Origin of the sequence: uncultured Aquimarina sp. (genome assembly GCF_947500065.1) — a bacterium.
Lineage (GTDB): Bacteria > Bacteroidota > Bacteroidia > Flavobacteriales > Flavobacteriaceae > Aquimarina.
Map to the genome: position 1 here is coordinate 1 of NZ_CANMQT010000011.1, position 20834 is coordinate 20834.

The 20834-nt window shown below is 33.2% G+C and carries 23 protein-coding genes; 18 read left to right on the forward strand and 5 right to left on the reverse strand.

Annotation, left to right across the window (positions count from 1 at the left end; translation table 11 throughout):
* Positions 1-363: 363 nt before the first annotated feature.
* The 8 genes from ccoS (at position 364) to Q0975_RS23070 (ending at position 7681) form a co-directional block, all read left to right on the forward strand.
* A complete protein-coding gene (ccoS, locus tag Q0975_RS23035) occupies positions 364-567 on the forward strand; it encodes a cbb3-type cytochrome oxidase assembly protein CcoS (protein WP_299441318.1) in 204 nt (67 codons plus the stop codon).
* A gap of 1 nt (position 568) precedes the next feature.
* On the forward strand, positions 569-2761 hold the full coding sequence (gene ccoN, locus Q0975_RS23040) for a cytochrome-c oxidase, cbb3-type subunit I (protein ID WP_299441321.1): 2193 nt from the start codon (positions 569-571) through the stop codon (positions 2759-2761).
* Between the two features lie 137 nt (positions 2762-2898).
* Positions 2899-3090, forward strand: a complete 192-nt coding sequence (locus Q0975_RS23045; RefSeq protein WP_299441323.1) for a CcoQ/FixQ family Cbb3-type cytochrome c oxidase assembly chaperone — start codon at positions 2899-2901, stop codon at positions 3088-3090.
* Positions 3087-4046, forward strand: coding sequence for a cbb3-type cytochrome c oxidase N-terminal domain-containing protein (locus Q0975_RS23050; RefSeq protein ID WP_299441326.1), 960 nt, complete (start codon positions 3087-3089; stop codon positions 4044-4046). Before Q0975_RS23045 ends, Q0975_RS23050 begins: the two co-directional genes overlap by 4 nt.
* A 239-nt stretch (positions 4047-4285) precedes the next feature.
* A complete protein-coding gene (ccoG, locus tag Q0975_RS23055) occupies positions 4286-5710 on the forward strand; it encodes a cytochrome c oxidase accessory protein CcoG (protein ID WP_299441329.1) in 1425 nt (474 codons plus the stop codon).
* A gap of 208 nt (positions 5711-5918) precedes the next feature.
* Complete coding sequence (locus Q0975_RS23060; protein WP_299441332.1) at positions 5919-6365, forward strand: FixH family protein; 447 nt, start codon at positions 5919-5921, stop codon at positions 6363-6365.
* Entirely contained in the window at positions 6366-7070 is a 705-nt protein-coding gene (locus tag Q0975_RS23065; RefSeq protein WP_299441335.1) for a sulfite exporter TauE/SafE family protein, read from the forward strand.
* Positions 7071-7195: 125 nt separating this feature from the next.
* Positions 7196-7681: a GyrI-like domain-containing protein gene (locus Q0975_RS23070; protein WP_299441338.1), complete on the forward strand. Its 486-nt coding sequence runs from the start codon at positions 7196-7198 to the stop codon at positions 7679-7681.
* A gap of 56 nt (positions 7682-7737) precedes the next feature.
* Here Q0975_RS23070 and hemN read toward each other — a convergent pair whose 3' ends face one another.
* The 4 genes from hemN to Q0975_RS23090 form a co-directional block, all read right to left on the reverse strand.
* Positions 7738-9102 (reverse strand): oxygen-independent coproporphyrinogen III oxidase, encoded by a 1365-nt coding sequence (gene hemN, locus Q0975_RS23075; RefSeq protein ID WP_299441341.1) that lies wholly within the window; start codon positions 9100-9102, stop codon positions 7738-7740.
* A 23-nt stretch (positions 9103-9125) separates the two neighbouring features.
* Positions 9126-9965, reverse strand: coding sequence for a universal stress protein (locus Q0975_RS23080; RefSeq protein ID WP_299441344.1), 840 nt, complete (start codon positions 9963-9965; stop codon positions 9126-9128).
* 76 nt (positions 9966-10041) lie between these two features.
* Positions 10042-11097, reverse strand: a complete 1056-nt coding sequence (locus Q0975_RS23085; RefSeq protein ID WP_299441347.1) for a response regulator — start codon at positions 11095-11097, stop codon at positions 10042-10044.
* A gap of 6 nt (positions 11098-11103) precedes the next feature.
* Entirely contained in the window at positions 11104-12609 is a 1506-nt protein-coding gene (locus Q0975_RS23090) for a PAS domain-containing sensor histidine kinase (protein WP_299441350.1), read from the reverse strand.
* Positions 12610-12768: 159 nt separating this feature from the next.
* Here Q0975_RS23090 and Q0975_RS23095 point away from each other — a divergent pair, with 159 nt between their 5' ends.
* The 10 genes from Q0975_RS23095 to deoD all read left to right on the forward strand — a co-directional run bounded on the left by Q0975_RS23095 (position 12769) and on the right by deoD (position 19709).
* Positions 12769-13860 (forward strand): site-2 protease family protein, encoded by a 1092-nt coding sequence (locus tag Q0975_RS23095; protein WP_299441353.1) that lies wholly within the window; start codon positions 12769-12771, stop codon positions 13858-13860.
* A 77-nt stretch (positions 13861-13937) separates the two neighbouring features.
* Positions 13938-14342 carry a hypothetical protein gene (locus tag Q0975_RS23100; protein ID WP_299441356.1) on the forward strand — a complete coding sequence of 135 codons (405 nt, stop codon included), beginning with the start codon at positions 13938-13940 and terminating at the stop codon, positions 14340-14342.
* 21 nt (positions 14343-14363) lie between these two features.
* Positions 14364-15251 (forward strand): J domain-containing protein, encoded by an 888-nt coding sequence (locus tag Q0975_RS23105; protein ID WP_299441359.1) that lies wholly within the window; start codon positions 14364-14366, stop codon positions 15249-15251.
* A 12-nt stretch (positions 15252-15263) separates the two neighbouring features.
* Entirely contained in the window at positions 15264-15560 is a 297-nt protein-coding gene (locus tag Q0975_RS23110; protein WP_299441362.1) for a chaperone modulator CbpM, read from the forward strand.
* Between the two features lie 309 nt (positions 15561-15869).
* Positions 15870-16154, forward strand: coding sequence for a hypothetical protein (locus tag Q0975_RS23115; RefSeq protein ID WP_299441365.1), 285 nt, complete (start codon positions 15870-15872; stop codon positions 16152-16154).
* Between the two features lie 271 nt (positions 16155-16425).
* Positions 16426-17313 carry an RsiV family protein gene (locus tag Q0975_RS23120; RefSeq protein ID WP_299441368.1) on the forward strand — a complete coding sequence of 296 codons (888 nt, stop codon included), beginning with the start codon at positions 16426-16428 and terminating at the stop codon, positions 17311-17313.
* 2 nt (positions 17314-17315) lie between these two features.
* The gene (locus tag Q0975_RS23125) at positions 17316-17945 is read left to right on the forward strand and encodes a DUF998 domain-containing protein (protein WP_299441372.1); all 630 of its coding nucleotides are present in this window, start codon (positions 17316-17318) and stop codon (positions 17943-17945) included.
* Between the two features lie 112 nt (positions 17946-18057).
* Entirely contained in the window at positions 18058-18357 is a 300-nt protein-coding gene (trxA, locus tag Q0975_RS23130) for a thioredoxin (RefSeq protein WP_299441375.1), read from the forward strand.
* A gap of 2 nt (positions 18358-18359) precedes the next feature.
* Entirely contained in the window at positions 18360-19004 is a 645-nt protein-coding gene (gene deoC / locus Q0975_RS23135; RefSeq protein WP_299441378.1) for a deoxyribose-phosphate aldolase, read from the forward strand.
* 6 nt (positions 19005-19010) lie between these two features.
* Positions 19011-19709 (forward strand): purine-nucleoside phosphorylase, encoded by a 699-nt coding sequence (gene deoD / locus Q0975_RS23140; protein ID WP_299441381.1) that lies wholly within the window; start codon positions 19011-19013, stop codon positions 19707-19709.
* Between the two features lie 152 nt (positions 19710-19861).
* On the opposite strand, the gene Q0975_RS23145 is transcribed toward deoD, so the two are convergent.
* Positions 19862-20698 (reverse strand): universal stress protein, encoded by an 837-nt coding sequence (locus tag Q0975_RS23145; RefSeq protein ID WP_299441384.1) that lies wholly within the window; start codon positions 20696-20698, stop codon positions 19862-19864.
* Positions 20699-20834: the final 136 nt, after the last annotated feature.

The window sequence follows — 20834 nt, forward strand, 5'->3', positions numbered from 1 at the left end:
TATCAGAATAAAACTCCATAATTCCAGCGTATCCCTCCGAAAAAATTGTCCGATCAAAATGGACAATTGCACCTAACATGCGAATATACCCAATTGGGTATATTTCTTTTCTATAGTTGATTGAAACTGTTTACAAACGTGTAACTATACGGCTATGTTTCATAGTACTTAAAGAAACTAAAAATTTCCATAAGACAAAAATTCTAACTCATATACTTGTTCGCTACCCTTTTTTTTCTGTCATAATGATTGATACATTGGGCTGTGTGAATTCCTACTACAAACTATGGGATCAAAAGCTGATAAATGTCATTTTTTAAGAAAATGTTCGCACATACTTTTGAAGCATAATTAAATGCTAATATGGGTGTTATTTATGTTTTGCTAACCATTAGTATCGTTGTAGCTATTGTGTTTTTTGTGGCTTTTATTCTTTCCGTAAAAAATGGACAATATGACGATACCTATACACCATCGGTCAGAATGCTTTTTGATGATGAGCTAGTCAAAGAATCCAAAAAATCTAAAGAAAAATCTTCAGCACCCACTAATAACAATCAAGTATAATATGAAAATGGAACAATTCTATTACGATAATAAAATCGTAAAAAAATTCTTGTACGCCACATTACTTTGGGGTATTGTTGGGATGTCAGTCGGATTGCTGTTGGCATTTATGTTTTTATTTCCAAATCTTACCGATGGCATCTCCTGGTTGAGTTTTGGGCGATTACGTCCTCTACATACTAATGCGGTAATTTTTGCCTTTGTGGGGAATGCTATATTTGCGGGGGTATATTATTCTACCCAGCGATTGCTAAAAACACGGATGTTTAATGATACCCTTAGTAACATTAATTTCTGGTGCTGGCAGTTGATCATCGTAGGAGCAGCCATTACATTGCCCTTAGGATACACAAGTTCTAAAGAATATGCAGAGCTAGAATGGCCTTTTGATATTGCTATCGCAGTGATTTGGGTAGTTTTTGGTTGGAACCTGATCGGTACCATTCTAAAACGTAGACAACGTCATCTGTATGTTGCGATATGGTTTTATCTGGCGACAGTAGTAACGGTTGCGGTATTGCATATTTTTAATAGTTTGGCGTTACCGGTTAGTGCCCTAAAAAGTTATTCGGTATACGCAGGTGTTCAGGATGCTTTAGTGCAATGGTGGTACGGACATAATGCAGTAGCATTCTTCTTGACTACTCCGTTCTTAGGGTTGATGTATTATTTTGTTCCAAAAGCAGCAAATAGACCTGTATATTCTTATCGATTATCTATTGTTCACTTTTGGTCTTTGATATTTATTTATATCTGGGCAGGACCACACCATTTATTATATTCTTCATTACCAGACTGGGCGCAAAACCTTGGTGTTGCTTTCTCTATTATGTTAATAGCACCTTCGTGGGGTGGTATGATCAATGGATTATTAACGTTGCGTGGCGCCTGGGATAAAGTGCGTACAGATCCTGTATTAAAATTTATGGTAGTTGCGATTACGGGATATGGTATGGCTACGTTCGAAGGCCCTATGTTGTCCTTAAAAAATGTAAATGCGATTGCGCATTTCAGTGATTGGGTAATTGCTCACGTACACGTAGGAGCTTTAGCCTGGAATGGTTTCTTCACTTTTGGAATGGCATATTGGTTAATTCCTAAATTATTTAAAACCAAACTATGGTCTACAGGATTAGCAAATGCACATTTCTGGATAGGCACATTAGGTATCATTATGTATGCTTTACCAATGTATGTGGCAGGATTTGTTCAAGCTTCTATGTGGAAACAGTTTAATCCTGACGGAAGTTTAGTATATGGTAACTTCTTAGAAACCGTAAATGAAATTATTCCAATGTATTGGATGCGTGCCATTGGTGGTAGTATGTTCATCTTCGGAATGTTTATCATGGTGTACAATGTGATTAAAACGATCAAAGCTGGTAATACGGTGACCGATGAATTAGCAGAAGCTGCAGCATTAACAAAAGTAACCAAACATAGAACCGCAAAAGAAGGATATCACACTTGGTTAGAAAGAAGACCAGTGAAGTTAACAATTTTTGCAACGATTGCAATTCTAATTGGTGGAGCTGTACAGATTGTACCAACGTTGATGATAGATTCTAATATTCCTACTATCACTAGTGTGAAACCATATACACCATTAGAATTAGAAGGCAGGGATCTCTATATCAGAGAAAGTTGTGTATCGTGTCACTCTCAGATGATCAGACCTTTCCGAAGTGAAGTAGAACGATATGGAGAATATTCTAAGGCAGGTGAATATGTATATGACCATCCTTTCCTTTGGGGAAGTAAACGTACCGGCCCTGATTTAATGCGAATTGGAGGTAAATACTCTGACAATTGGCATCTGAATCACTTTTATGATCCGCAAAGCACCTCTTCAGGTTCGATAATGCCTAGTTATAAGTGGTTACTTAAAAATGAATTGGATCGATCCGATACAGAAACCAAAATGGAAGTGATGGTTACTTTAGGAGTTCCATATACTTCAGAAGAAATAGCAAGAGCTCAGAAATGGATGGATGAGCAAGCGACTCAAATTGAGAAAAATCTGTATGATGATCCAGATTTTGCGAAGACTTACGAAGCAGATAAAAAATATGCAAAAGAGAACGGATTGGATTTTATAGAGATGAGAGATAGAGAGGTGATTGCACTGATCGCTTATATACAACGATTAGGAACCGATATCAAGGTTAAAAATGAAACTGTAAGTTCAGAATAAAGATAAATATAGTTCCTTCTCCTTGGGGAGAAGGTTAGGATGAGGGGATTTTAAATCAGAAACCCTCACCTTAATCCTCTTCCAGAGGGAGAGGAAACTCAATAGTTATAATTAAGTTTTACTAAACAAAATAAACCATGCTAAAATTTATAAAAGGTCATATGGAAAATATCGAAGGTATAGAGATATATCCAATGATATCCTTACTCATATTTTTTTTCTTTTTTGCTGCATTATTCTGGTGGGTATTTACAGCTAAAAAAGAACACATTAAAGAAGTAAGTGAGATTCCATTTGAATCAGAAAACGAAAACGAGCTAATACTATGAGAAGTACAGTATCCTATATAAGAGTCATTATCTTTCTATTAGTAGCCTATTTTTTAATAGAATGGGCAGTGGAATCCGGAGAAGAATCAGCGTTTATCACAGAACCGCTGACTTGGGTAGCTATGGGGGTAATTTTATTATTTGCAGTAGCTATAGAGATTTGCGTAGAGGCTTTACGAGGCGTACTATTTAAATCACTGAAACCAGAAGCTCAGGAACGCTATGTGTTAATAGAGAATGCTAGAAAAGAGAAGCAATTCCGATGGATTAAAGATATTTATCTAAAGTTATTGGATAGTAAACCAGTAGAAGAGGAAGGTGAGATTATTCTAGATCATAATTACGACGGTATCAAAGAGTTGGATAATAATCTTCCACCGTGGTGGGTATATGGTTTTTATGCGACTATTTTATTTGGAGTTGTTTATTTAGCACGTTTTCATGTGTTCAATGATTATACTCAAACAGAAGAATATGAAACTGAAATTGCTGAAGCATTGGTAGCAATAGAAGCGTATAAAAAAACAGCCAAAGATCTGGTGGATGTAAATACCGTAGTATTACTAACAGAAGCTTCAGATATCAGTGCCGGAAAAGCGATTTTCACTACAAATTGTGTAGCCTGTCATAAAGCGGATGGAGGAGGAGGTATTGGACCTAACTTAACAGATCCGAATTGGATTTTGGGTGGAGGGATAAAGAATATATTCCGTACTATTTCTGAAGGAGGTCGAGATGGAAAAGGAATGGTGGCTTGGAAACAAACTTTGAAACCCGCAGAAATGGCTCAAGTAGCAAGTTATGTGATTACACTAGGAGGAACTACTCCTGCGGAGCCTAAAGAAGCTCAAGGAGATATTTGGATTGATCCAGATGCTTCAAAAGAAGACGTTCCGAAAGAAGAAATTCCAGAAACGGTTACAGATTCGACCGCGGTGGTAGCTTCAAATGAATAAAAACAAAACCGAGAAGTGTTTCCTCTCCCTTGAGGGAGAGGATTAAGGTGAAGGTGTTAGTAAATACACTTAATTCTAACCTTCTTTTGTCAGAGATAATTTTATAACACCTTTAAGTAAACAAACCAACCGTCACATCGAGCGGAGTCGAGATATTTTTATCCTTAGTAGATTAAATAGTTCTCTACTGCGCTCGAACTGATAGAATAATAAAATTAAACAGTAGAAAATAAACCCAATTGGAAACACCAGAAAACGAAACATTCAGAGATTCTATCGGTACTATAAACGAAGAAGGAAAACGTGCCTGGGTATATCCTAAAAAACCTAGCGGTAAATTTTATGAGTACCGAAAATGGGTAAGTTATGGGTTGTTGATTTTTTTGTTTTCCGCGCCATTCATTAAAATTGACGGGAACCAGTTTCTCTTGTTCAATGTTTTGGAACGTCGTTTCAATATTTTTGGAGCACCGTTCTGGCCACAGGATTTTCACCTTTTTGTTATTTCGATGCTCATTGGAGTCATTTTTGTCACCTTGTTTACAGTAGCTTTTGGTAGGCTGTTTTGTGGTTGGATATGTCCGCAAACGATTTTTATGGAAATGGTTTTCCGTAGAATAGAATATTGGATAGAAGGAGATCGGGGAAAACAAATACGTCTGGATAAACAGCCCTGGAATGCTGATAAAATAAAAAAGAGAGGACTTAAATGGGTGGTTTTTTTTATTATCTCTTTCTTAATTGCTAATGTGTTTTTAGCTTATTTAATCAGTAGTGATAAACTTATTCAGTATATTTTTATAGACGGCCCTTTTAAGCATGTGAGTACATTAATCTCATTACTCATATTTACTGCAGTCTTTTATTTTGTGTTCGCTTGGTTTAGAGAACAAGTTTGTATCATAGCCTGTCCATATGGTCGATTACAAGGAGTATTGTTAGATTCTAAATCGGTGGTAGTTGCCTACGATTATAAACGTGGAGAAAAAGAAGCTGGACGTGCTAAATTTAAAAAAAATGAAGACAGACCTACTACTGGAAAAGGAGATTGTATTGATTGTTTTCAGTGCGTTCATGTATGTCCAACAGGGATAGATATTCGTAATGGCACCCAACTAGAATGTGTGAATTGTACCGCATGTATCGATGCCTGTGATCACATGATGGAAAGTGTGAACCTACCTAAAGGATTGATTCGTTATGCTAGCGAAGATAATATTGCAAAAAAAGAGAAATTTAAGTTTACACCACGTCTCAAGGGATATACAGCGGTGCTGATTATATTGACAGGTGTTTTCTTGGGGATGTCTTTTTTAAGAAATGATGTAGAAGCTAATATTTTAAGATTGCCGGGGCAACTCTATGAACGAAAAGACAATAATATCATCAGTAATGTATACACCTATAAACTGGTAAATAAAACCATAGACGAGATCGAAAATATTCATTTTGAATTATTATCCCATACAGGTACTGTTGAGTTAGTAACGCATAAAAATTTCACGGTACCTAAACAAGGGTTGGCAGAAGGAACTTTATTTATTGAGATCAATGCATCCGCATTAAACGGAGATAGAGATAAGTTGAAGATAGGAGTATATTCTAATGATGAACTCATAGAAACAACAACGACTGCTTTTTTAGGGCCTAGAAGCTATAGATAAAGAATTTGAGTTTCTGAGTCATTGAGTACTGGAGAAAATAAAATCTAAGACGATGAGCTATAGATTACTCACCTCTCAAAAACTCATTTAGTCAAGAACTAAAATATAAAAATCTTGATAAAATTGTATTTGACTTTTTAGTATGTAGGTTTTAAGAAATTGAAATCTCTCACCTCTAACAAACTCAAGTACTCAAAAACTATATATTATGAAAATAAACTGGGGTACAGCTATTGTACTAGTATTTATAGGATTTATCAGTTTCATACTATTCTTTGTGGTTAGAATGAATACTGACAAAAAGTTTGAACACGATTTGGTGACAGAAGATTATTACAAAAAAGAGTTAGCTTTTCAACAAGAAATCAATGCTGAGAAAAATGGGAATGCATTAAAAAATAATGTAGTAGTTAAAAAAAATACAGAAGGATTACTAGTAGTGTTTCCGAAAGACAAAGACTTTACGGAAGTTTCAGGAATTATTTCTTTATATCGCCCATCAAATAAGAAGTTGGATTTCCAAATTCCGATTATTCTTCAGAGTTCTGAGATAATAGTTCCAAAGAACCAATTGATAGAAGGACGATGGGATATCAGCGTTAATTGGCAGTATAAAAACACCTCGTATTTATTTAAAGAATCATTTACGTATTAAATGTTAGTTTCAGCATTCATATTAGGTCTTTTAGGAAGTTTTCATTGCATTGGAATGTGCGGCCCCATTGCTTTTATGTTGCCTTTAGATCATAAGAATTATTTGAATAAATTTTTTCAGATCTCTTTATATCATGTAGGTCGTTTGTTAGCATATAGTATTATTGGATTGTTTTTTGGGCTGATAGGAAAAAGTTTGAATATTTTTGGAATACAGCAGGGACTATCTATAGGTATAGGAATCTTGATGATTTTACTGGTTTTGATTCCATCATCATTGTTTATGAAATACAGTTTTTCTAAACCCATATATAAGATAATATCTAAAGTGAAGAGTGCGCTTGGAAAAGAGCTTAAAAAGAAAACACCTGATACATTTCTAACCATTGGATTTCTGAATGGTTTTCTTCCTTGTGGATTGGTATATATGGCAGTTTTTGGAGCTATTGCTTTAGGAAATATTATGGATAGTAGTATGTACGTGTTTTTTTTCGGGTTAGGAACTATTCCCCTAATGACAATAGTTGTGTACGCTGGGAATTTGCTAAAAGGAAAATGGATACGAAAACATGTCCAAAAAGCAATTCCTGTGTTTGTAGTAATGATTGGTTTATTATTTATCTTAAGAGGTATGGGATTAGGAATTCCATATGTTTCGCCTAAGCAATCTGTCGAAATAGTATCTTCAAATTTTGAATGCCATTAATTTAAAGAATAACTGATCTAATTATGGCAGGTCAAGACCTCTTATAAAAGGATGAGAAAAGTCATAGATATTGACCTTTTGTAATTTTATATTCAAGTTACTTTTAACCTAAAATATATAGTATCATGTCTATTACCATATCAAATATTAGTATAGAAAAAATACCTAAAAAAACATTGGCATACATAAAATATGTCGGTCCTTATCAAGGTGATACAGAACTTTTTGGCAGATTATTTAATTCTGTAATGGAATGGGTGCAAAAAAAAGGTTTAATGAATGATCCAAAAGTGGAAGCAATTACTGTTTATCATGATGATCCTGAAACGGTACCAGAAAGTCAACAAAGAATAAGTGTAGGGTTCACAGTTCCAGAAAATACCAATGCAGATCATGATATTCAAATTCTGGAAATACCTGAAGGATCCTATGTTGTAGGTTCTTTTGAGATTTTGCCTAACGAATACGGAAGTGCCTGGAATGAAGTTTTTGAGTATATAAAAAACAAAAACTTAGTACCTTCCGGTATGATGTATGAGTCTTATAAAAATGAGCCTAGCACACATCCTGAAGGCAAACATATAGTAGATATAAATGTAATGATCCAATAATGATCACTTCGGCTACATAAAACATTAAGACCCGAAACTTATACTTTTTAGGCATTTTAAACCGTCATAGAAAATAATTGAGTCTCGGGTTTATTATGTTGTAATCGTAAATCAAAAGCCATACAAATATTACGAACGAATGGTCTTCCTTTTTCCGTCACTTTAATATTGTGATTTGTAATCTCTACTAATCCATCTTTTTCCATTTCTCGTAAACGCATCGACACTTCTGCTAACTCATCAAAATGAAGCAGATTTATACTCCAATCTGTTTCAAAAAGACACATAAGGTTTACTATGTGCTGTCTGATGATTTCATCTTTCTTAGTTAACATATGCCCTCTGTATACAGGAATAATACCTTCATTAACTAAACTCTGATATTCTTCAATGCCTTTTACATTTTGAGCAAAACCGTACCAGCTATCGCTTATCGATGATACACCTAAACCGATCATCATCTTAGTTTTAGAGACTGTGTAACCCATAAAATTACGATGTAAGCTTTCATTCTTCATAGATTGATATAATGAATCGCTTTGTAAGGCAAAATGATCCATTCCAATTTCTTTATAACCAACTTCGGATAATAGTTCTTTACCCAATTCATATTGTCTTCGTTTTTGTTCTCCTGTGGGAAGATCAGATTCATTAAATCCACGCTGTCCATTACCTTTCTGCCACGGAACGTGGGCATAACTATAAAATGCTAATCTATCAGGTAATAATTCTTTGGTTTTTTTGATTGTATGAATTACCGCTTCTTCAGTTTGAAAAGGTAATCCAAAAATGATATCATGACCGATGGAAGTATACCCAATTTCTCTGGCCACTTCAGTGACATATTTTACATTCTCGAATGGCTGAACGCGATGAATGGCTTTCTGAACAGTTTCATTATAATCCTGTACACCAAAACTAACTCTTCTGAAGCCTACATCGTATAATGCTTGTAGGTGTTCTCGAGTTGTGTTATTAGGATGCCCTTCAAAACTAAATTCACATGCTTCAGCCAATTTTGCCGATGAAAACAATCCTTTGATTAGGTATTCTAAATTTTCTGGAGAAAAGAACGTAGGAGTTCCTCCACCCAAATGCAATTCTTTGATTTTTGGTCTGGTTTCTAATAGATTAAGATATAATTGCCATTCTTTTAAAACAGCATGGATATATGGTATTTCTACATTGTGTCTTTTAGTAATACGTTTATTACATCCACAAAAAGTACATATGCTCTCACAAAAAGGTAAATGAATGTATAAACTTATTCCTTTTGAATCATTACTTTGTATAAAAGATTTTTGAACCGAATCAACCCAATTTTTTAATGAAAATGTATCATTGTCCCAGTATGGAACTGTAGGGTAACTAGTATATCTGGGACCTGGAACGTTATATTTATCTATTAAATTAGTATTCATTATTTAAAGTTTTTATTGGATTTTTACTCGTGTAATACTAAAAAGGGAATGCTAATATGATAACTTATCTTCTCTACTGTTGGATGAAACAAGATTCTTTGAAAAAAATTAAGATTTTTAGCAACCATTGTGATCATACTGATGTCTCTGCTTTCTACGAAGCATTGTACAGCTTGTTCGATATTAGGATTTGATAAGAAATGAAAACTATGTTCCGTATCTTCTGTTAAATAATCATGTAGGAAATCTTTGTTCTTTTTTTGTAAATCGGTGAGTTCTTGTTCTTTTTTAGAGATGTGCAATACTCTTAATGCTGCGTGATTTAAAGTTAGGATTTCTGTAATTGTATTTAATACACGGTTTTTATAAAAAATGTTATAATCCGTGGGGAAAGCAATCTCATTGATTTTAATATATTTTGCTTTTTCTGGAATTACAAGAACAGGGCACTTTACTTTGGTAATAACATCACCGGTATTACTTCCGATAGTTTTTTCTTTTAATCCTGAAGCACCTTTGGTACCCATGACTATGAAATCAATGTTTTTTTCTTCGACCTGTTTTCTAATGGTGTCTACAAAAAAGATATGTTCATTAACTGTATAGAAACGATGCTTAGTATTTAGAGGTAATTTTTGAATGCTTTTAAGAAGCAATTGCATTTGTTCTTTATCACTTCGAGTAACCTTTTCTACAACTTGATCTTTCGATTCGAAGAAAGAATCATTTCCTATCACCTCTTGATAAGGAGAGACATGCAGGAAATGGAAATTACAATTTACTTTTCTAAAAAATGACAAAGCATATGTAATCGCATTCCATGAGTTTTCCGAAAAATCTGTCGGAATAAGGATATTCTTCATTTTTAATACTTTCTAACATAACAAATGTATTAGGATGTATTTATGAAAAGTATGACAAAAATCAGATTAGCTATTTTTATTCTATAAGTTGAAGTCCTGGAAGGTCTAAAATTTTAATATTACGTCCTTCAATTTCGATAAGTCCATCTTTTTTAAAGGTAGATAGCGTACGGATTAAACTTTCTGTTGCTATACCAGCAACACTGGCTAGATCGTTTCTGGATATTTTAATGCTATCTTCTGGTTTTTTATTTAATACCTGAGCAAATTGTAAAATGGTTTGTGCAGTTTTTTTACGCACAGAGCTATATGCCATTTGTAATAATTGTTCTTTTATTTCAGAAAGATTATCACTGAGTAATTCCATGAGCTCTAAGGAAATATTTTTGCTTTTTTCCAGGATATTTTTCAGATCTGTTTTTGACACACCTGCCAGTTCTGAATCTTTTACTGCAGTGGCTGATTCTTGATAAGGTGTATTATCCATAAATGAGGTGAAGCCTAAAAAATCATCCTCTTTAAACAATGCTGTAATAAGTTCCTTACCGTTTTCATCCATCTTATGTGTTTTTACAACACCTTTTAGGATTAGATAGATATTATTAGAATGATCTCCTTCTTTAAAAATAGATTCCCCTTTTTTGCATTGGGAAATAGTACCATGATCATCAAAAAAGTTTTTGAGTTCGTGCAAGCTTCTTAGACCACCTTCAGAATCCTCATTAAATGTTTGGGATTGTTCTTTTAGTATTTTAGAAATAATCTGAGCTTTTGCTAATCTACTTTCTATGGCGCTTAACAATTCATCTTCTTCAAAAGGCTTGGTTAGATAATCATCTGCACCTAAATCCATTCCTTTTCGTATTTCTTTGTGTTCCGTTTTAGCAGATAAGAAAATAAAGGGTATTTGATTTGTATTTAAATCGTGTGATAAAGCTTCCAAAACTCCATAGCCATCAACTTCTGGCATCATAATATCGCAAACAATGATGTCGGGTTTTTCTTCCTTTGCTTTGGTAATTCCTATTTTGCCATTAGGAGAGGTAATCACATTATAGTTTGACAACTCCAGAAGTTCTGCAGTATTTTCTCTAAGTGCAGTATCATCCTCTATTAGTAGAATAGTTTTCATTATGAATTATGATTGTTTTGCAGTAGGTATTTGTACGGTAAAAGTAGAGCCTTGATTCTCTTTACTAGTAAAAGTAATACTCCCACCCAGATTTTCCAAATGAGTTTTCACAATATTAAGTCCAATTCCAGTTCCTTGATCTAACAAAGCATTTTCTGCTCTAAAATATCGATTAAAGATGAATTGTTGCTCTTTTTCCGGGATACCAATACCTTCATCAATAATATGAAAGGTAAGGAGGTTATTCTCAAAAATAGCTTGTAGGTCAATCGTAGTGTTCTCTCCAGAATATTTTACAGCATTACGTATGAGATTGGTTAACACTAGTTCTAATATTTTTTCATCAAAATCTATAATGTAGTCATCGATTTCTTGAGGATATTTTATTCTTTGGCCATCTTTTAGAAGCATATTAGCATCATAGACAACCTCATTAATAACTTTGCTAAGAGGAAATACGGTGAATTTATAATTCACTTTACCACTTTCTAAACGTTCTACGGATAAGAAATCATTTAGAATATTATCCAGATACTTTACCTTGTTTTTGATCGTGGCCAGATGCTTATCTCTTTTTTCTTGCTGCTCGGCCTTGGTGTATTTTCCAATCAATGTTGTTGAGGTAAGAATTCCACTTAGTGGGGTTTTAAATTCGTGGGATACTAGAGAAAGAAACTTGGTTTTTAGTTCATTAAGCTGTTGCTCTTTTTTTAAGGCTTCAGTTAGTTGTTCGGTTCTTTTCTTAACTGTTTGTTCAAGATTTTCTGTATAATGTTTTCTTTCAGTAATATCTAAAATAATAGCAACAAAAACCTGCTGATCTCCTAATGTAGACAGCTGTACATGCACTTCTACTGGATAGGTGGTTCCATCTTTCCGTTGATGCACCGTTTCAAACTGAAGCTTTTCTTCTATCTTTTGAAGTAGTGGTTCTATTAATCCTAAAAACTGAGGTTCGTTATAATTTGGTTTAATATCAACCGGTGTAAGTTCTTTAAGTTCTTCTAAAGAATATCCTATGTTTTTTAGTGCTCCACGATTTACATCTACAAATTTTAGAGATTCCGCGTCAAATATGAATATTTCATTCAGTGATTCATCAAATATGGTAGCCCAATGTTTTAATTCTCGTTCTGCTTTTTTGCGTATGGTAATATCCATAACCAATGCCATAACAAATGTCTTACCATAGATCTCAAAGGGACTTAATCCTGCTTCAACCGGAAAAGAACTTCCACATTTACGAACTCCATAGATGTCCCGGCCTCTACCCATTTGTCGTTTTTCACTTTTGTGTAAAAAACTCTTAAAATGACCTCCATGATTACTACGATATTCTTGAGGTATTAAAATATTAAGTGGTTGATTTTTTAGCTCTCCCTTATCATAATTAAACATTTCCTCTGCTGCTGTATTGGTTGCAACAATCGTTTGATTTTCATCTACGATAATAACACCTTCAGAGATAGCTTCCGCAAGAATGTCAAACGTATTTTCGCTGGTTTGTAACATGGGGAGGTTAATGATATTGTTTAACTATTGTTATACAGAATATTAATGTGGTTGATAGCTAATATAACTAAACAAATATAGGCTAAAAAACCAGAAATGATGATATCTGTCATTTCTTATTAACCCTTGTTTAGATACTTTAACCAAAAATTAGGAATCATGAAAGGATCACTTCATTTGGGTAGTGTATTTAATGTTGCAATTAAGGTACACTGGACCTTTTTATTAATTATTGTCTGGGTAACATTCTTAGAGCTTAAAAGTGGAGGAAATGTGCAAAATGTACTAGTAAGCATTTTTTTTATTCTTCTTGTATTTGTTTGCGTAGTTCTACACGAATTCGGTCATATCCTTACCGCCAGAAGATTTGGAGTAAATACCAAGAAAATCACCTTATTACCCATAGGTGGTGTTGCTTCTATGGATAGGATACCTGAAAACCCCAAAGAGGAATTACTAATTGCACTAGCTGGTCCTGCAGTAAATATTGTAATAGCAATACTATTAGCTTTTTTTATTCCGCTACAAATGTTTTTTGGTCAGGATTCTGGAGCTTTAGAAACTACATTAGATCATGTTACTATACAAAACCTTGTTGTATATCTATTTTCTGTAAATATCATACTGGCATTATTTAATTTTATACCCGCATTTCCGATGGATGGAGGACGTGTATTCAGAGCATTGTTAGCTATGAGAATGGATAGGGTCAGAGCTACAGCTATGGCCGCAGGATTAGGAGAGATAATTGCTTTTGTTTTCTTACTTATTGGTGTGTTGTATAATCCATTCTTAATACTTATCGCATTGTTTATTTATTTTGGAGCTAATGCAGAGAATAAATTGGTGCAGCAACTTGCTCTTGTAAAAGGACACACAGTAGAAGAAGCGATGTTAACTCATATCACTGTATTGCATCCAGATAATACAATAGAAGATGTTATCGAGGTATTACTTAAAAGTACTGAGAAAAATTTCATAGTTACTGAACATGCTAAAATTGTTGGAATTCTTCATCACAAGGATATCCTTGCAAAATCCAAAAATAAAGAGCTTAAAGTTAAAGAAGTTATGGATACATCTTTTGCATCAATCGATGCCAAAGCAGAGCTAAAAGAGGTTTTTATGTTAATTAACGCAAAAAAAAGAGATTTTTTTGCTGTTACCACCAATGATAAGCTTGCAGGAGCAATTGATCTTGCTAATATGAGTGAATTCATGCTGATTCAATCTAATCTGATTACCAGATAATACAACTGATTTTTATCATAAAAAAGGTGAAGACTACTTATTAAATTTATCATATAAATCAATAAATTTTGTAGAAAATGAATGCAACTGAAAAAATAGGGATTACGTTTTACCAAAGCTTAGGCAAATTATTTTACGCTATTGCAGCATCCGATAAAATCGTACGGAAAACTGAATATACATCGTTGAGAAATTTAGTGAAATCGGAGTGGTTAGCTGTTGATGATCTCGAAGATGAGTTTGGTGCAGACGCAGCTTTCCAGATAGAGATTGTTTTTGATTGGTTAGATTATTCGGAACTTAATGCAGAAGCTAGTTTTAATGATTTCGCCTCATTTTTTAATGAAAACAAATCACTCTTTACCAATAAAATAAAACAACTGATTTGGAAGACAGCCAATAGTATTGCAGACGCTTTTTCAGGTAAAAATAAATCTGAATTAATGATGCTTGGAAGACTTCAATTGATTTTTGAAGAATAAGAATTAATTCTCCCTTTGGATATGGAATTTGTTGATTACTATAAAATATTAGGTATTTCAAAAAATGCCACAGAGAGTGATATAAAAAAAGCATATAGAAAACTCGCTAGAAAGTATCACCCGGATTTAAATCCAAATGATAAAGAAGCAGAAAAAAAGTTTAAGGAAATTAATGAAGCCAATGAAGTATTGAGTAATGCTGAGAACAGAAAGAAGTATGACCAATATGGTAACGATTGGAAACACGCTGAGGAGTTTGAGAAAGCCAAGCAATCGCAAGGACAATATGCTAGATCTAGAGGTCAACAATATCAAGGAGGTTTTTCTGAAGGAGATTTTTCCGATTTTTTTGAGTCTATGTTTGGAGGAACTGGGAGAGATTATAGGAGAAGTAAGGTAAAGTATAGAGGAGAAGATTATAATGCTCAATTGTATCTAGATTTAATGGATGTTTATAAAACTCATAAAAGAACGCTAACCGTAAATGAAAAGAATATTAGAATTACAATTCCGGCAGGTTTAGAAAATGGACAGACTATAAAAATAAAAGGTTACGGAGGTCAGGGAATTGGTGGTGGTCCTAATGGAGATTTATTGATAACTTTTATTATAGAGAATACAACAGCTTTTAAAAGGGACAAAGAAGATTTATATCTACATAAAGATATCGACCTATATACAGCTGTTTTGGGAGGAGAAATAATGATCAATACCCTTGACGGAAAAGTAAAACTAAACGTAAAACCCGAAACGGAAAATGGAACGAAAGTCAAACTAAAAGGTAAAGGCTTTCCGATATACAAGAAAGAAGGACAGTATGGAAATTTATATGTTACCTATAATATCAAATTACCAAAAAACTTAACCTCTAAACAAAAAGAACTATTTAGAGAATTATCTAACCTATAAATGCGTGTTGCTATGTCTAAAGAACATTTTATACCAGTTATAGAATTTTGTAGAAGTCATGAAGTAGAATTCTCATTCATACATACGCTACAGGAGTTTGGGTTGATAGAAATAGTTACGTTTAAGCAGACATCATTTATAAATTGTGAAGAATTACCAAGGCTAGAACAAATTTTACTTTTTCATAAAGAGTTAGAAATTAATCTAGAAGGAGTAGAGGTGATTATCCGATTACTGGAAAGAGTTCATAAAATTCAGAGTGAAATGAATATACTTAAGAATAGATTGAACTTGTATGAAAATTTTTGAACCACATTTAACCAAGGGTGTTTATTAATATATACTACAAAGAAATCATTTTAGGTTGTCTGATAAGCTTTTTTTGAACAAACTGTCACATTGAGCGGAGTCGAAATACATTGATAATCGAGGGTTGTTTTCTCTCGATTTCGCTCGATATGACTGAAGAATTGATTTTTCAGACAGCCTCATTTTTGATTTTAATAGAGCGGCTTACATTTGATTACTCTGCACTGGGTATTTCTAAAACCTGACTTTTGTCATATTTTAACAGCTATAGTGTTTCTAATTTTACTCCAAATTAAAAAACAAATTACTATGACACTATACGCAAAAATGAATGCTGATTTTTCTGAAAACTATATTGGATACTCTGCTTTGGCAATTATTGCATCCACCTGTTTAGGTTCCATAGCCATTATGACTACTTTGTTTGATGGAAATGGATTTTTACAAATGTTTTTAGTTTTTCTAACGGTTGCGGTATGTAATGCGCATAATGCTGCTATATTAACTGTTCAGAAACCTAAATTAGTATTAGATCTTTTGATCTTGAGTTTAGCGGTAAATGGTTTGATAATTATTGGGAACGGCTTGTTTTAAAATTTTATATACTTACCTATTTAGGCGGGTTTCTTTAAGAAGGAACTCGCCTTTTTATTAGTGAAACTTTGTTTTAAAAAGTTGCAAAGCAATGTATTCAAAATAGTTAGTTGATCTAATCCTGCCTTTTTAGCGGGATCTTAATTCTAATACTTCGAATTCTGACCGATGAGGTAGGCCTACTTTGGATTTTTAAAAATTACTAACTGAGCGATATCATTTTTTTTGAGCACGCGCAAAACTACATTTATATAAAATAAAAATTCACCATATGAGAATCCTAATCATTAGTGTAGCTGTAATAAGTTTGATGGCGTGCAATACTAGAACTCCAATCAAAGAAAACCCTGAAAAAGGCCCTGTAGAAAGCGAACAGCTTCTTGATCAAAATACGGATAGTACTCAATATTTATTAGAAGAAATGCTGGAACTGAATCAGGAAAAAACAAAATCAATAAAGGTAGAACGTCTTATTACTGTAGAAGATGATAAGAATAAATTACAAGAATTAGTAATCGCTAAAAAATTCTACAAGGAAGAGGATTTCTATATTTTAGACTATAAATATCCTTATCTAAATGAAGAAATGGATGTTAATAATGCTCAATTTAATGATTTCCTAACTGAAAACTACTTAAATATAGAAGCTACAGAAAATGAAATTCTGGAAGATAAAGTAATATTTTGTGACTCTCTCGGAATCGGGAGATGTATGGACAAAAGAGTAATTGATTATAAAGTGTATTCTGTAAAAAGTAACCTTATCAGTGTACTGCTTTATAAAGAGAACTATTATTCTGGAATGAAACATTCTACCTATATGTTTGAGTGTCTAAATTTTGATCTGGATAATCATAAATTCATTTATTACAATGATTTTTTTATTGATAATTCTGAAAAAGAATTACTTGCAACTATAAATAAAACAATCTCCAGTGGTATAAATTCTGGAGAATTGTATTATGAATGTTGGGAGTTGTCGGAAGGAGATTTTAAGGTGTATAAAAACAATTTTGTGGTTAATGATAATACTGTAGAATTCTATTTTGATGACTGTATTATTTGTCCTTCCTATACGGGAACCTATTCCATAGAAATTCCAATTAAAGAGATAATGCATCTGATTAAAAAATATAATGATCAACCATTAATAGGGTAACCATGCATACTAAAATTTTAGCAAACAGTTATGTTCTTTTTTTGGTAGTATACATCATGATGATAGTAACAGGATTCATATTACCTTTTTTTTCGGATCCAGAATATTTGATATCCGAAAATACACTAAGTGAATTAGGAGCTCAAAACACACCTAATAATTGGATAATGAATTTTGTTTTTATCCTATTGGGTTTTGTAACTTTTATAAATGGTTTCAAAGTTATAGGAAAGCATCATGTTCAAATATTCGTGCTTTTGGTTTTTTGCCTTTCTTTCGTATTAACAGGGATATTTATGCACGCTCCTATCGATCGTGGAGTAGTTTACGATTCGTTTCAGAATGAAATGCATTCGGTTTCTTCAACAATAACAGGAATTTCATTTTGTACTTACTGCCTTGTTCTTAGTTTTATTACTCGATGGAAGAATCAAAAATTATTAGCCATATCGGTTGGAGTCATTGCTTTGATATTATCCTATTTAATGGTTATTCATTCTGATTATAGAGGATTATATCAGCGAGGCATATTTATAATGGCTTTTGGATGGATCTTATATTCTTTTAAATTCTATGAATATGTTTTTACAAAAAAAGAGTATTTTCAGCTTATAAATAGAAACCAAAAATGAAATAAGCCATAAATATCTGGATTATACCCATTGATATGATTAATTGGCGATTCCATCCTTGCACTGAGCTGAGTCGAAGTGTGACTCTTAAAAAACAATAAATTATAAACAGATGAAAGATAGTTTTAACAATATTATTGACTCGGAAACACCAGTACTGGTAGATTTTTATGCAGATTGGTGTGGCCCTTGCAAAGTATTAGCGCCAATCCTAAAAGAAGTAAAAGATGAGTTAGGTTCTACTATAAAGATTGTAAAAATTGATGTTGATAAAAATCAACCCTTGGCGGCTAAATATCAAGTAAAAGGAGTGCCAACCATGTTGCTCTTTAAAGAAGGAAAGCAGCTCTGGAGACAATCTGGGGTTTTGCAGAAAAATGATATCGTAGGAGTCATAAATTCTCACAAATAGTTATGGAACTTAATAAATATATTGATCACACTATTCTAAAAGCAACAGCCACTGTAGAAGATATAAAAAAGTTATGTAAAGAGGCCAAACAATATAATTTTTATTCGGTTTGCGTGAACGGAGCTTATGTTGGTCTGGCTTGTAGTGAGCTAATGAAAACTGATGTAAAAATTGCAGCTGTAGTGGGTTTCCCTTTAGGAGCAATGACCATCAAGGCTAAAGTATTTGAAGCAAAACAATGTATTGAAGACGGAGCAAATGAAATAGATATGGTTCTCAATATTGGATTGCTTAAGTCTGGTTATCACAAAATTGTTCAGGATGAAATTACTGAGATTAAAAGGGCTATTGGCGATCATGTATTAAAAGTCATTTTTGAAAACTGTTATCTAACTAATGAAGAAAAGAAAATTGCTTGTCAACTATCTATTGATGCAGGAGCAGATTTTATAAAAACATCTACAGGTTTCGGAGATGGAGGAGCGACTGTAGAAGATATTAAGTTAATGAAAGCTATAGCCAAAGATAATATACGAATAAAAGCGTCTGGTGGGATTAGGGATATTGAGACTGCCGAACAATATATTAATATGGGCGTCTCCCGACTTGGAACCTCTTCTGGAGTGGCCTTAGTAACTTCAAAATAATAATATATGAGTACACATATCGCAGCAAAGAAAGGTGAGATAGCAGAAACTGTTTTATTACCAGGAGATCCTTTGAGAGCAAAGTGGATTGCAGAAACATTTTTAGATGATCCGATATGCTATAATAAGGTTCGCGGAATGCTGGGGTATACTGGTAGTTATCATGGTAAGAGAGTTTCTGTACAAGGAACAGGAATGGGTATTCCGTCTTCATTAATTTATTGTCATGAATTGATCAATGATTTTGGAGCAAAAAACTTAATTAGAGTAGGTTCTTCTGGATCTTATCAGAAAGATGTTAAACTGAGAGATATTGTGATTGCTATGGCAGCATCTTCTACTTCGGGAATTAATAACTCTAGATTTATCAACTCTGATTATTCTCCTACAGCGGATTTTGAATTGTTTATGAAAGCTGCTTTATATGCTCGGGAACATAATATTCCTATAAAGGCTGGAAACGTTTTATCTGCAGATGAATTTTATGAAGATGATTTTGATTCCTATAAAAAATGGGCAAAATTTGGAGTACTTTGCGTGGAAATGGAAGCAGCAGGATTATACACTATCGCTGCAAAATTCAATGTAAAGGCATTGGCGATTTTAACAATTTCGGACTCTCTAGTTACTGGCGAAAAAACTACTTCTCAAGAAAGAGAAACTACTTTTAGTAAAATGATAGAAATAGCGTTGGGAACCTTGTAAAATAAAGTGTAGCCTATAATAAAAGACCTGTTAGGTTTTTAAAACCTGACAGGTCTAATTTGTTAAGGTAAGATCGTTACAAAAAATAAGTCATCCAAAAATTACTTTTCAGATGACTTCGTATGAACTCAATTTTGTAATTAATTAAAAACTTAGATTTTAAATGTAATTACTGGTTTATTTGCGTGATTAGCAATATCCTCTCCAATACTTCCATTAAAAAAGTGTGATAACCCTCTTCTGCCATGAGTAGGTATTGCGATAACGTCTGCATTTATTTTTTGGCAATAGTTAAAAATACCACTCTCTACAGAATAATCATCTTGAACCACGACTTTATCAAAATTTTCCAAACTGCCTGAATCTGCTTTGAAAAGAAATTCTTTTACTCGTTCTTCGATTTGATTGGAACTCCTAAATCGATCACCTGGTAGATTTACATATACCAGATGTACATTGGCATTAAATAAATTGAATAATCTATTAGCACTATGATAAGCGCGGATGTTTTCCATTTTAAAATCGCAGGCAAACACTACTTCTTTTATATTGAATTTGTCAATCTGATTTTTGATAACTAAAACTGGGATATCAGAAGTACGAACTACTTTTTCAGTATTAGAACCGACAAATACTTCACTCAATCCACTACTGCCGTGAGAGCCCATAACAATGAGGTCTACTTCATTTTCTATTGCGACTTCATTTATTTCGCTAAATATCTTATAATTCTGTACGGTTTCTGTCACTTTAATGCCCTTTAGATAATCTTTATCTAAGAATGTAGTAAATCTTTTCTCAGCTAGTTTTAAATAGTAAATAGCCTCTGCTGCTTCTTGCGCTTCATCTTTGGTAAGAATAGCTTCTGATAAACCAAGCATGTGTAATACGATGATTTCCGCATTTTGTTTCTTGGCAATTTCTGAGGCAATCTCTAATGCATATTCTGAATACTCTGAAAAATCTACTGGTACAAGGATTTTTTTCATGATTACGTGTTTTTACAAAACCAAAATTAGATGATGTTCCGAGGAATTAATATGATAATTGTCATATTAATATTTAAGATAAGGCTATAGATTTAAGTATCAATTATTTAAATAGATATAGAAATAAAATGATTCA